The sequence below is a fragment of the Streptomyces sp. NPDC026062 genome (genome assembly GCF_055568375.1).
Genome location: NZ_JBVHOQ010000003.1, coordinates 204,325 through 217,187 on the forward strand (window position 1 = coordinate 204,325; position 12,863 = coordinate 217,187).

The window sequence follows — 12,863 nt, forward strand, 5'->3', positions numbered from 1 at the left end:
TACCGGCCTCGGCACCGGCCCAGGGCTCAGGCCGCGGCGCGGCGGGCGAGGGTCCGGCGCATGGCCAGTGCCGCCATCGGCAGCATCAGGCACGCTCCGGCCAGGTTGAGCCAGCCGTAGCCGGCCCGGGCGACGATCACTCCGGCTACCGCGCCGCCGATGCCCGCCGACGCGTTCATGGTGAGGTCCGACAGTCCCTGCACGGCAGCGCGTGCGGCCTGCGGTACGGAGTCGGTGAGCAGCGCCGACCCCGCGACCAGGCCCGCGGACCAGCCGAGGCCGAGCACGAACAGACCGGCCGCGGTCCTGCCGTGCGCGTCGCCCGCGGTGCCCGCGAGCAGCGTGGCGAGGGCGAGCAGCCCGGCCGCGAGCCCGATGACGGCGAGGCGGCCCAAACGGTCCGCCAGCCAGCCCATCACCGGGGAGAACGCGTACATTCCGGCGATGTGGCCGCTGATCACCAGCCCGATCAGCTGGAGGCCGGCGCCGTGGTGGCCGAGGTCCACCGGTGTCATCACCATGATCGAGACCATCGCGGTGTGCGAGACGGTCACCGTCACCAGGGCGAGCCGGGCCATGGGCGACACCCGCACGGCCGCGACACCCGCCCGCAGCGAACGGCCCCCGGTCGACCGGCTCTCCTGCGGGGCCAGGGCGCGCGCGGTGAGGAGGGGGTCGGGCCGCAGCAGCACCGCCGCCACGACCGCGGCGAGTGCGAAGATGCCGGCCGCCCAGACGAACGGGCCCGCCGTCTCCGAGACGGCGGTGCCCCGGAAGACCCGCCCCGCCGGGGCCGCGATGTTGGGCCCGAGCACCGAACCGATCGTGGTGGCCCAGATGACGGTCGAGATGGCCCGGCCGCGCCGGTCCGGCTCGGCCAGGTCGGCGGCGGCGAATCTGGCCTGGAGATTGGCCGAGGAACCCGCGCCGAATCCGGCCATGCCGAGCAGCAGCAGCGGGAAGCTCTCCACCACGGTCGCCAGCACCACGAGCCCCGCACCGAGTGCGCCGACCAGATACGCCAGTACAAGCCCGGGGCGGCGGCCGCGCGAAGCCATGAGCGCGGCCAGCGGCAGCGAGAGCAGGGCCGTTCCGGTCACCGACGCGGTCGGGGCGAGGCCCGACAGCGCCTCGGAGCCGCTCACCCGTGTCGCCAGCACCGGGGCCAGGGTGATGCCGATGGGCACGCCGAGGCCGCCGAGTATCTGGCTGGATATGAGCACGGCGGTCGTCCTGCGCCGGAGTCCGGGCAGGTCGGCCACGGTCACCTGCTCGACGGAAGCCGGTCCGCGGGAAGTGTCAGGCGCATCGGAGGCGTTGGTCACCGACGCAGTGTGCCAGTCGGCACGTGCGCCCGGAACAGCGCGTCGGGGAGGGTGGTGCACGCCCGGAACAGTGTGTCCGGTGAGGGCGGTGTGTACCCGGAACAATGCGTCCGGTGAGGCTCGCGTGCGCCCGGAACAAGACGTCGGTGCGCGGGCGGGCACGCGCACCGACAGGCCGGTCCAGGTGGGATACGTGCCGGACAGGGCGGACGGTGCAGGTGGGATACGTGCCGGACAGGGCGGACGGTGCAGGTGGGATACGTGCCGGACAGGGCGGACGGTGCAGGTGGGATACGTGCCCTACAGGGCGGACGGTGCAGGTGCGAGGGCGCCTCGGGACGGCACGGTCGGTGCAGGCGGCGCGAGACGTCAGAACAACGGCTGCGGCAGCACGCCCTCCAGGGCCAGCAGCTGCCGTTTGGTCTCCAGCCCGCCGCCGAAACCGCCGAGCCCGCCGTCGCTCTCCACCACCCGGTGGCAGGGCACCACCACGGGCAGCGGGTTGGACCCCATGGCGGCACCGACCGCCTGGGCCGCCCCGGGCTGCCCCACCCGGTCGGCGAGGTCCCCGTACCCGGCAACCGCGCCGTACGGCACTCCCTTCGCCAGTTCGCGGAGAACCTGGCGGTTGAAGCCGCTCGTCAGTGACCAGTCCAGGTCGAGCGAGAACTCCCGCAGCGTGCCCGCGAAGTACGCGGCGAGCTGGCGTATCGGCTCGGCGAGCCGTGCGGAGCCGGGCGACAGCACGGGCTCCGCGCCGAGGCGGGCGGCCAGCCGGTCCAGCGCCCGGTCCCGTATCTCAGGCCGGGCGTGGAAGGCCACGGTCACCAGGCCCGTATCGGTTGCGGCCAGCATGAGCGGGCCGATGCCGCTGTCGACGACGGCCCACTCGACAACCCCGTTGCTGTTCATGCAACCCACCGTACGACCGGCCACTGACAACGGCCGACGGCGTCCACGCGTAACGGCCGCCCCACAGGCCCCGGGCGGTCCCGGCCGGCCCCACAGGCCACGGGCGGTCCCGACCGGTCCCGGCGCTGCCCGACCGGGTCCCGGGCGATCGTCAGCCGATGGCCTCCCGCACCACATCGGGGGCGTTGCTGATGATGCCGTCCACGCCGTAGCCGGTCACCCGGAGCGCAGGCTCCGCGTCGTTGACCGTCCAGGTATGGAGCTGGAGCGGTTTGTCGTGGGGGCCCTTCAGCGCGTGCACCGCCGCCACGTACTCGCCCGTGATGCCGGCGTACGCCGGGTTGACCCGGTCGGCGAACTCCGCGTACGAGGGAAGATCGGCGACGGCCGGAGTGCCGAGGTACCCCGTGACGACGTCCGGGCGCAGCGCGTGCACCCTGCGCACGCTGTCGGCGCCGAAGCTCTGGATCACCAGACGGCCGCGGACGTGCTCGGGGTCGAGCCATCCCTCCTGGCGCAGGACCCGAAGGATCGCCCGCTCGATCCCGGGGTAGGTCTCGGGGCTCTTGATCTCCAGAAGCAGGTTCTGGTGGTTGCGGCCGATCCGGCGCAGATACTGCCGGAGCGTGGGCACCCGGGCCCCGGCGTACACCGGAGCGAACCAGCTGCCCGCGTCCAGCCGGGCGATCTCGGCGGCCGTGAAGTCCCTGACCGCCCACGGCGCACGGCCGGGGAAGACCTGCTCGGCATCCGTGGTCCGCTTCAGCCCCGTGTCGTGCATGACGACCAGTACGCCGTCCCGGGTGAGCTGGACGTCGTTCTCCACCCAGTCGAAGCCCAGCAGGTCCGCCTTGTCGACGGCCTCCAGAGTGTTCTCGGGAGCGTATGCCGACGCGCCCCGGTGAGCGGTGAGGAGCGGGGCGCCCGTCCGGTCCCGGAACACGTCGCTCACGGTCCGGACGCCCGCGCCCGCCTCTCCGCCCGCGCCCGTGTCCCCTCCGGCGTCCGTCACGGAGCTCACGCTCCGGGCCATCGCCATGGGACGACCGGCCGAGGCGGCGCCGGCGCCCGGTGCCCCGGCGGTCGTACCCGACATCAGCAACGTGCCGGCGCCCAGCAGGGCGGCGGCAGTGACGGAGGCGGTTGCGGTGCCTGCGTGCACGAGGACTCCTTGCGTCAGAGTTACGGACGGCCCGGGAGTTCCGGCCGTCTCCGAACGAGGGGACAGGACGAGGGCGGGCACCACGTGAACCCTCCCGGAGACCGGGTCACGGGCTGCCGGCCCTGTCGATAAAATGCTGGTCTTCTGTTTGTTTGCCGGGCCTTGCGCCTTAAAGTCAGCCGAACCCGGGCTTCTGCGAAGGGCGTACGACATGCAGGGCACAATCGACGGTTTCGGCTATGGGGCGGTCACTCCCGTGGCCGCTTTCCTCATGGCGTGTCTGGGCGCGGCTCTGGGTCTGCGCTGCACCACCCGCTCGCTGCGCACGGAGCGCTCCTTCAAGGCCGGCTGGCTGGCTCTGGGCGCGACCTCCATAGGGTCGGGCATCTGGACGATGCACTTCATCGCGATGGTGGGTTTCACCGTCGAGGACGTGCCGATCGGCTACGACAAGCCGATCACCTTCGCCAGCCTCGCCGTCGCGATCGTGATGGTCGGTGTCGGGATCTTTCTGGTCGGGTACCGCGGCGCCACCCGCATGGCGCTGGTGACGGGAGGAACGATCACCGGACTCGGCGTGGCCTCCATGCACTACCTCGGCATGGCCGGAATGCGACTTGATGGGCAGTTCGAGTACGACACGATCACCGTGTCACTCTCCGTCGTCATCGCCGTGGTGGCCTCGACCGCCGCACTCTGGGCCGCCGTCTCCATCCACGGCTTCCTGCCCAGTCTCGGGGCCAGCGTGGTGATGGGTGTCGCGGTGAGCGGAATGCACTACACCGGCATGGCCGCCCTCAGGGTCCATCTCCACCCCGCCGCCTCCTCCGGAACCTCTCCGGGCACGACGGGCGACAGCGCGACCGCGCTGCTCGTCCCCATGCTGATCGGCCCCGCCTGCTTCCTGGTGCTCGCCGCGGTCGTCGTCATGTTCGACCCCCTGGTGGTCATGGGCACCCCGGACTGGAACGACCCCGCGGTCATCCACGCGGCCAGGGCGCCCGGAATCCCGGCTCAGCGCCAGGTGCCCCGGTTCGGTACGCACGCCGACCCGGCGTCGTTCCACTCGCAGCGACAGGACTCCGCGCAGCCCCAGGACTGGTGACCCGAGACCGCCGCGGGCCCTGATCCCGCCCTGTTGTCAGTGGGGGGTCGTACGGTGGTTGCATGCGGCCCGTTTCGAAGATCGAACGTTCGGTGGCGCCTTTCGAGGTCGTCAGTCCCTACCAGCCCAGCGGCGACCAGCCGGCGGCCATCGCCGAGCTGGAGAGGCGCGTCCGGGCAGGTGAGAAGGATGTCGTGCTCCTCGGCGCGACCGGCACCGGTAAATCGGCGACCACCGCCTGGATGATCGAGAAGCTCCAGCGCCCCACCCTGGTGATGGCGCCGAACAAGACCCTCGCGGCCCAGCTGGCCAACGAGTTCCGCGAGCTCCTGCCGAACAACGCCGTCGAGTACTTCGTCTCGTACTACGACTACTACCAGCCCGAGGCGTACGTCCCTCAGTCGGACACCTACATCGAGAAGGACTCCTCGATCAACGAGGAGGTCGAGCGGCTGCGCCACTCCGCCACGAATTCGCTGCTCACCCGGAGAGACGTCGTCGTGGTCGCCTCCGTGTCCTGCATCTACGGCCTCGGTACCCCGCAGGAGTACGTGGACCGCATGGTCCAGCTCAAGGTGGGCGACGAGTTCGACCGCGACCAGCTGCTGCGCCGCTTCGTCGAGATGCAGTACACCCGCAACGACCTGGCGTTCACCCGGGGGACCTTCCGGGTGCGCGGCGACACCATCGAGATCTTCCCGGTCTACGAGGAGCTCGCCGTCCGCATCGAGATGTTCGGCGACGAGATCGAGGCCCTCTCCACGCTCCATCCGCTCACCGGCGAGATCATCAGCGAGGACCAGTCGCTCCACGTGTTCCCCGCCAGCCACTACGTGGCGGGTCCCGAGCGCATGGAGAAGGCGGTCGGCCGCATCGAGCGCGAACTGGAGCAGCGCCTCGCCGAGCTGGAGAAGCAGGGCAAGATGCTGGAGGCCCAGCGGCTGCGCATGCGCACGACGTACGACATCGAGATGCTCCGCCAGATCGGCACCTGCTCCGGCGTCGAGAACTACTCGCTGCACTTCGACGACCGCGATCCCGGCACCGCCCCCCACACCCTCCTCGACTACTTCCCCGAGGACTTCCTCCTGGTACTCGACGAGTCGCATGTCACCGTGCCGCAGATCGGCGCGATGTACGAGGGCGACGCCTCCCGCAAGCGGACCCTCGTCGACCACGGCTTCCGGCTGCCCTCCGCCCTGGACAACCGCCCGCTGAAGTGGGAGGAGTTCCTCGACCGGATCAACCAGACGGTCTACCTCTCCGCCACCCCGGGCAAGTACGAACTCTCCCGGGGCGACGGCTTCGTCGAGCAGATCATCCGGCCCACCGGGCTCGTCGACCCGGAGATCGTCGTCAAGCCCACCGAGGGCCAGATCGACGACCTGGTGCACGAGATCCGCAAGCGCACCGAGAAGGACGAGAGGGTCCTGGTCACCACCCTCACCAAGAAGATGTCGGAGGACCTCACCGACTACTTCCTGGAGCTGGGCATCCAGGTCCGCTACCTGCACAGCGACGTCGACACCCTGCGCCGTATCGAGCTGCTGCGCGAGCTGCGCTCCGGTGAGTACGACGTCCTGGTAGGGATCAACCTCCTGCGCGAGGGCCTCGACCTGCCCGAGGTGTCGCTGGTGGCCATTCTCGACGCCGACAAGCAGGGCTTCCTGCGCTCGGCCACCTCGCTGATCCAGACCGTCGGACGCGCGGCCCGGAATGTGTCGGGCCAGGTTCATATGTACGCGGACAAGATCACCCCGGCGATGGCGCAGGCCATCGACGAGACCAACCGTCGCCGCGAGAAGCAGATCGCGTACAACACCGAGCGTGGCCTCGACCCGCAGCCGCTGCGCAAGAAGATCAACGACATCGTCGCGACGATCGCCCGTGAGGAGGTCGACACCGAGCAGCTGCTCGGCACCGGATACCGCCAGTCGAAGGGCGCGAAGGCACCCGTACCCACGCTGGGCATCAAGACAGGCGCCGCCAAGGGGAAGGCCGGCGGGGACAAGGCGGCGGTCACGGACCGTCCGGCCACCGAACTCGCGGGGATCATCGAGGAGATGACCGACCGGATGCGCGCGGCCGCCGCGGACCTGCAGTTCGAGGTGGCCGCCCGGCTGCGTGACGAGGTGGGGGAGCTGAAGAAGGAGCTGCGCCAGATGCGGGAGGCGGGCCTGGCCTGACCCCGGCCCGGTCGAGAAGCGGGGAGAGCGGGAGCGTGCAGATCCGGCACGTGCAGCCCCCGCGCCTGCGGATCCGGCGCGGGCAGATCCGGCGCGACAGGCCTCGTTCTCCCGTTCCAGCAGCTCGGGCAGGCCTCGTCCTCCTGCTCCAGCAGCGCGGGCGGCGGTGCCCGCTGTGGGATGATCTGCCGTGCGAGCTAAGGCGCTTGGGGGCTGCGGTGGAGCGGATCGGAAAGTACCTCGTGGAGCGGCAGCTCGGCGAGGGCGGGATGGGAACGGTCTACCTGGCGCGGTCGCGTGGCGGGCGAGCGGTGGCTGTGAAGGTCGTCAAACCTGAGCTGGCGCGGGACGCGGAGTTCCGTGAACGGTTCCGGGCCGAGGTGGCCGCCGCACGCGTGGTGGGGGGTTTTCACACCGCACCCGTGGTCGACGCCGATCCGGACGCCGACGCACCCTGGCTCGCGACCGCGTATGTGGCGGGGCCGACGCTGTCCCAGCTGCTGGCGACACAGGGGCCGAGGGACGAGGAGTCCCTGCGCGCCCTGGGGGCTGCCCTCGCCGAAGCGCTGCAGGCCATCCACACCTGCGGTCTCGTCCATCGCGACCTCAAGCCCGGCAACATCATCATGGCCGAGGACGGTCCCAGGGTTCTGGACTTCGGCATCGTGCGGGCGGTCGAGGGATCCCGCCTCACCGCGACCGGCGCGGTCTTCGGCACTCCAGGCTTCCTCGCGCCCGAGCAGGCCGTGGGTCTTCCCGTCGACGGGGCGGCGGATGTCTTCGCGCTCGGTGCCGTTCTGATCGCCGCCGCGGGCGGCAGCGCCTTCGGCGAGGGCACACCGGTGGCGCTGATGTATCGCTGTGTGCACCAGGCGGCCGATCTGTCGGCACTTCCCGAGTCCTTGCGGCCGGTCGTGGCCGCGTGCTTGGCCAAACGGGCCGAGGACCGTCCCACCCCCGAAGAGCTCCTGGACCGGTTCACCGCCATGCCCGGAGAGGGCCCGAGCCGGACCGGCCCTGCCCCCGTCCACTATTCACCCACCCAGTACTGGCCGCCGGACGCACCCGCCCATCAGGCGTACCCACCCACCGTCACGGCCCCCGCCCAGCAGGTGACAGCCCCTGTGCCGCAGGCGCATCAGCCCACCGTCACCGCACCTCGGGACACCTCGTCCGCACCGGCTCATGTCGGGCAGCCGCGAGGGCCGTTGCCGAAGAAGGGGGAGGCCAAACCCTATGCGGCGGTCGAGTTGGCCGCGGGCCGGGCCATCAGCCTGCAACGGGTGGGCGGGGAGGCCGTGACCGCGGTACGCGTGGGGTTCGGCTGGCAGGCGGTCCCGCGCCGCGGTCTGTTCGGCTCGCGCACTCGGGAGATCGACCTGGACGCCTCGGCGGTTCTCTTCGCCGACAAGCAGGCGGTCGACGTCGTCTTCTTCCGGCATCTTGTCAGCGATGACGGTTCGGTCAGGCACACCGGCGACAGCCTGGTCGGCGGAGTCGGCGCGGGCGGGGACGACGAGGCGATCCTGGTCGACCTCCAGCGGGTGCCGGTCCACATCGACCAGATCGTCTTCACGGTGAACTCCTTCACCGGCCAGACGTTCCAGGAGGTGCAGAACGCCTTCTGCCGCATCGTGGACGAGACCAACGGCCAGGAGCTCGCCCGCTGCACGCTGAACGGCGGCGGCCAGTACACCGCCCAGATCATGGCGAAGGTGCACCGCTCGGGGAGCCGATGGCGGATGACCGCCATCGGCATCCCGGCCAACGGCCGCACGTTCCAGGAGCTTCTGCCGGTGATCGCGCCGCATCTGTAGGCGGCGTCGGCTACAGATCTCGGCTCCACGTCTGCGGCCGCTCGGCGTCCAGGGTCCGCGTGTTGCAGGACCGACACAAAATGGTTCCGACCGGTCACGCCGCAGGTGTGACTGCGTAGGGTGCTGGAAGACCGCAAGGACGGTTGCGGGGACAGCGGAGAGGGGACAGCGCGTGACGGTCAATATGACCAAGGGCCAGGCCATCAGCCTGCAGAAGAGCGACGGGGGGGTCCTGACCGCGGTACGCATGGGGCTCGGCTGGCAGGCGGCTCCGCGCCGCGGTCTGTTCGGCTCGCGCACTCGGGAGATCGACCTGGACGCCTCGGCGGTCCTGTTCGCCGACAAGCAGGCGGTCGACGTCGTGTACTTCAACCAGCTCATCAGCAAGGACGGTTCGGTCAGGCACACCGGCGACAACCTGGTCGGCGGAGTCGGCGCGGGCGGGGACGACGAGGCGATCCTGGTCGACCTCCAGCGGGTGCCGGTCCACATCGACCAGATCGTCTTCACGGTGAACTCCTTCACCGGCCAGACGTTCCAGGAGGTGCAGAACGCCTTCTGCCGCATCGTGGACGAGACCAACGGCCAGGAGCTCGCCCGCTACACGCTGAACGGCGGCGGCCAGTACACCGCCCAGATCATGGCGAAGGTGCACCGTTCGGGGAACGGGTGGCAGATGACCGCCATCGGCACCCCGGCCAACGGCCGCACCTTCCAGGACCTCCTCCCGGCGATCCTGCCGCACCTGTAGGCGGCGCCGGACCCACGGTCCGCGGCGCTACGTGCAGCTCCCGGCCCCATCGGCCGCCGGGAGCTGCACGGCATCGCGCCACCTCGCGGAAGCGGTACGCACCTGACGGCGGCATCGCGCAGCGCCGGACGTGCCGCACACACCGCACCGCACATGGCACCGCGGTACGCGCACTGCTCACCGCGCGCTACGCGCAACACCGCAATGCCGGCAGCACCGTAATGCCCGCAACACCGCACCGCGCACCACACCGCATCGCACCGTGCACCACACTGCGCATCGCATCGCATCGCACCGCGCACCGCATCGCACCGCGCACCACACCGCATCGCGCGACAGCAACTCGTCGAGGGGACAGGGCAATGACGGCCGAGCTGGTCCGGGGGCAGAACCACGCCTTGCCCCAGACCCGTCTGGAGATCCGGGTTTCGGCCGGCGCACCCGTGGTGGCAGGCGCCACGCTCGGGGACGAGCGCGGCACGGTGCGGGGCGTCGAGTGGATAGCCCACCCCGGATCACCGCAGCTGCCGGGACTGGAGGTGTCCAGGCAGGCCGCGGCCGAGCACCGGCTCGCCGTCGACCTCGCCGCCCTGCCCGAGGCGGTGCACCGCGTCACGGTGCTGCTCGCGCTGCCGCTGGAGGCGGGCGGCCCGACCCGTTTCGGCGCCGTGGCCTCGCCCTTCGTCGCGGTCACCGGACTCGACGGTACGGAGATCGCCACCTTCACCCTGACCGGTCTGGACACCGAGTCCGCGGTCACCGCCCTGGAGCTCTACCGCAGGCAGGGGGTCTGGAAGGTCCGCGCGGTCGGCCAGGGCTACGCGGGCGGTCTCGCCGCGATGCTCGCCGACCAGGGCGTGGCCGGGGCGGCCGAACTGGCGCGCTCGATCCAGGAAGCGGTCGCCCGGGGCCTGGCCCGCTCGGTGGCCCCGCCCCCGCCCCGCACCCCGGAGGGCGGCCGGGTCAGGCATGCCGGGGATCCGGCATCGGTCCAGGGCGGCGGCCGTCCCCAGTCCGCCCCGCACCCGGTCACCCCGGACGCGCCCGCCCCGCAGCCGGACACGCCCTCCCCGCAGCCGGCCGGTCCGGTCGCGCCCGTCACCCCCTCCGCGGGGGGGCCCATCGACTACGCCCACCCGCGTCGCCGGACCACGGCGCCCCCGCCGCCCCCGCCTGCCGCACCACCGGCGGAGCCCGGCCGGCCCGCGACCCCCGTGGCCGGGGACGCGACGGGCTGGTCCATGGACGAGCGCCTGTACAACCAGATCTGGGGCATGTTCGAGGACCTGGCCCGTGCCGCGGCCGCGTACCGCAGCGCTGTCGACTTCGCCGAGTCCCGGATGGGCCAGGAGCTGGAGCGGGCTCTGTCCGATCCGCGCAGCCGGATCGGCGGCGCCGGTGACCGGGTCCGCGAGCAGGCCCGCGCCAAGTGCGACGAGCTGACCGGCCGGGCCCGCGAGGTGCTGGACCGGGACCTCGCCCAGCTCGCCGCCGAGGCCGCCGTGGTGGAGCCCGCGCTCCCCGCCGCCTACGCGGGCTGGGACAACCCCGTCTGGCACGCCTACCGCGTTCCGATGGAGATCCCCATGGCTCTGCGGATCGGTGACCTGCACCTTCCGGAGAGCACCGGGATGCGCATTCCGCTGCTCGTCCGGCTGCCGTTGGAGCGCGGCATGTGGATCGACAGCGGGCGCACGGCGTCCGAGGCCGCCGCGATGACCGATTCGGCCCAGCTGCGCCGGCTGGCCATGGAGAGCGCCGTCCTGCACGCGGCGCGGCTGCTTGCCGTGTACCCGCCGAACGAGTTCTCGGTCCATGTCATCGACCCGGCGGGTTCCGCCGCGGCGACACTGGCCCCGCTGGTCACTGCCGGGGTGCTCGCCGGGCCGCCCGCGTCCGGGCCCGGGGGAGTGTCCTCGGTCCTCGCGCACCTCACCCGGCGCGTCGATCTGGTGCAGATGGCGATCAGGGCCGGAGCCGCCGATTCGCTGCCGCCCGATCTGGACCCGGCCGAGCAGTTGCTGATCGTCAATGACTTCCCGCACGGCTTCGACGACCGTGCCGTCACCCAGCTGCGCTACCTCGCCGACGAGGGGCCCTCCGTCGGGGTGCACCTGCTGATGGTCGCGGACCGGGAGGACGCCTCGGCGTACGGTCCGGTGCTCGACCCGCTCTGGCGCTCCCTGCTCCGGGTCACTCCGGTCGCCGACGACCATCTGGCCGACCCCTGGGTCGGTCACGCATGGACGTACGAGCCGCTCAGGACCCCGCCCGGCAGCCGCGTCCTGGAACAGGTGCTGGACCGGGTGGCCACCGCGCGCCGCACCGGACACCGCTGACCCGCCCACACGTCATCACTGGCCCTGACCAGGAGCTTTGGGGAGTCTTTACCCTTCTCTTTACCTTTCCTTGGTATTCCCTGTACTGTTCTTTGGGCGGAGGGGAGTACTCCCATACGCGGCGTTCCCGTCAGTACGGACTGTGACCGGTCCCGGGGCGCCGGCCCAGGCGCACATCCCGTGCGCCGGGTGGAAGAGACCTCCGGCAGCGACGACGCTGATCAGTAGCCGTAGCGAACTGCCGGAGGCGCAGTGGACGTTTCATGGACCCTCTGGGCGCTGACCATTCTTGGTCTGTGCGCCCTCATCGCCGTCGACTTCTTCATCGGGCGCAAGCCTCATGATGTGTCGACCAAGGAAGCCGGGATCTGGACGATCGTCTGGATCGCGCTGGCTGTGCTCTTCGGGCTCGGACTGCTCGTGTTCGGCGAGAGCCAGGCCTCGGGCGAGTTCTTCGCCGGCTACATCACGGAGAAGTCGCTGAGCGTCGACAATCTCTTCGTCTTCGTGCTGATCATGGCGAAGTTCTCGGTGCCCTCCCACCTCCAGCAGCGGGTGCTGCTCGTCGGAGTGATGATCGCGCTGGTTCTCAGAGCGGTCTTCATCGCCGCCGGCGCCGCGGTCATCGCCAACTTCTCGTGGGTCTTCTACATCTTCGGGGCGTTCCTGATCTACACCGCCTGGAAGCTCATCCAGGAGGCACGGGCCGGCGAGGAGGAGGAGGATTTCGAGGAGAACCGCCTCCTCAAGACCATCGAGCGACGTTTCGGCGTCGCCGACCGGTACCACGGCACCAAGCTCTTCATCCGCGTCAACGGCAAGCGCGTCCTGACGCCCCTGATGGTCGTCATGCTCGCCATCGGCACCACCGATGTGCTGTTCGCGCTGGACTCGATCCCCGCGATCTTCGGCCTGACCCAGGACCCGTACATCGTGTTCACCGCCAACGCCTTCGCGCTGATGGGCCTGCGGCAGCTGTACTTCCTGATCGGCGGCCTGCTCAAGAAGCTGGTCCACCTCAGCTACGGGCTCTCGGTGATCCTCGGCTTCATCGGGGTGAAGCTGGTGCTCCACGCGCTGCACGAGTCCGGGGTGAACGTCCCGGAGATCTCCATCCCGGTCTCGCTGGGTGTCATCTGCGGTGTGCTGGTGATCACCACGATCACCAGTCTGATCGCCAACAAGAAGACGGCCGATGCCGATGCGGCGTCGGGGGACGGGAAGGCCGAGAACTCCGCGGACAAGGGCGCCGGCATCGACGCCTGA

The 12,863-nt window shown here is 70.8% G+C and carries 9 protein-coding genes and 1 pseudogene; 7 read left to right on the forward strand and 3 right to left on the reverse strand.

What is annotated here, in order from left to right; genetic code table 11:
- Positions 1-26: 26 nt before the first annotated feature.
- The 3 genes from ACZ4LX_RS04095 to ACZ4LX_RS04105 form a co-directional block, all read right to left on the reverse strand.
- Positions 27-1,325 carry an MFS transporter gene (locus ACZ4LX_RS04095; protein ID WP_467635338.1) on the reverse strand — a complete coding sequence of 433 codons (1,299 nt, stop codon included), beginning with the start codon at positions 1,323-1,325 and terminating at the stop codon, positions 27-29.
- Positions 1,326-1,694: 369 nt separating this feature from the next.
- Entirely contained in the window at positions 1,695-2,237 is a 543-nt protein-coding gene (locus tag ACZ4LX_RS04100; RefSeq protein ID WP_467635340.1) for a methylated-DNA--[protein]-cysteine S-methyltransferase, read from the reverse strand.
- A 151-nt stretch (positions 2,238-2,388) separates the two neighbouring features.
- On the reverse strand, positions 2,389-3,399 hold the full coding sequence (locus ACZ4LX_RS04105; protein ID WP_467635344.1) for a glycerophosphodiester phosphodiesterase family protein: 1,011 nt from the start codon (positions 3,397-3,399) through the stop codon (positions 2,389-2,391).
- Between the two features lie 211 nt (positions 3,400-3,610).
- Here ACZ4LX_RS04105 and ACZ4LX_RS04110 point away from each other — a divergent pair, with 211 nt between their 5' ends.
- From ACZ4LX_RS04110 to ACZ4LX_RS04140, 7 genes and pseudogenes are all read left to right on the forward strand, one after another.
- Entirely contained in the window at positions 3,611-4,504 is an 894-nt protein-coding gene (locus ACZ4LX_RS04110) for an MHYT domain-containing protein (protein WP_467635349.1), read from the forward strand.
- Positions 4,505-4,566: 62 nt separating this feature from the next.
- Positions 4,567-6,690, forward strand: coding sequence for an excinuclease ABC subunit UvrB (gene uvrB / locus ACZ4LX_RS04115; protein ID WP_467635356.1), 2,124 nt, complete (start codon positions 4,567-4,569; stop codon positions 6,688-6,690).
- Positions 6,691-6,959: 269 nt separating this feature from the next.
- Positions 6,960-7,607: pseudogene (locus ACZ4LX_RS04120) on the forward strand (serine/threonine-protein kinase); the annotation flags it as partial.
- A 333-nt stretch (positions 7,608-7,940) separates the two neighbouring features.
- Positions 7,941-8,507 carry a TerD family protein gene (locus ACZ4LX_RS04125; RefSeq protein WP_467635767.1) on the forward strand — a complete coding sequence of 189 codons (567 nt, stop codon included), beginning with the start codon at positions 7,941-7,943 and terminating at the stop codon, positions 8,505-8,507.
- Between the two features lie 172 nt (positions 8,508-8,679).
- Positions 8,680-9,258 (forward strand): TerD family protein, encoded by a 579-nt coding sequence (locus tag ACZ4LX_RS04130; protein WP_467635361.1) that lies wholly within the window; start codon positions 8,680-8,682, stop codon positions 9,256-9,258.
- Between the two features lie 362 nt (positions 9,259-9,620).
- Positions 9,621-11,597: a TerD family protein gene (locus ACZ4LX_RS04135; RefSeq protein WP_467635365.1), complete on the forward strand. Its 1,977-nt coding sequence runs from the start codon at positions 9,621-9,623 to the stop codon at positions 11,595-11,597.
- Positions 11,598-11,849: 252 nt separating this feature from the next.
- Positions 11,850-12,863: a TerC family protein gene (locus ACZ4LX_RS04140; RefSeq protein ID WP_467635368.1), complete on the forward strand. Its 1,014-nt coding sequence runs from the start codon at positions 11,850-11,852 to the stop codon at positions 12,861-12,863.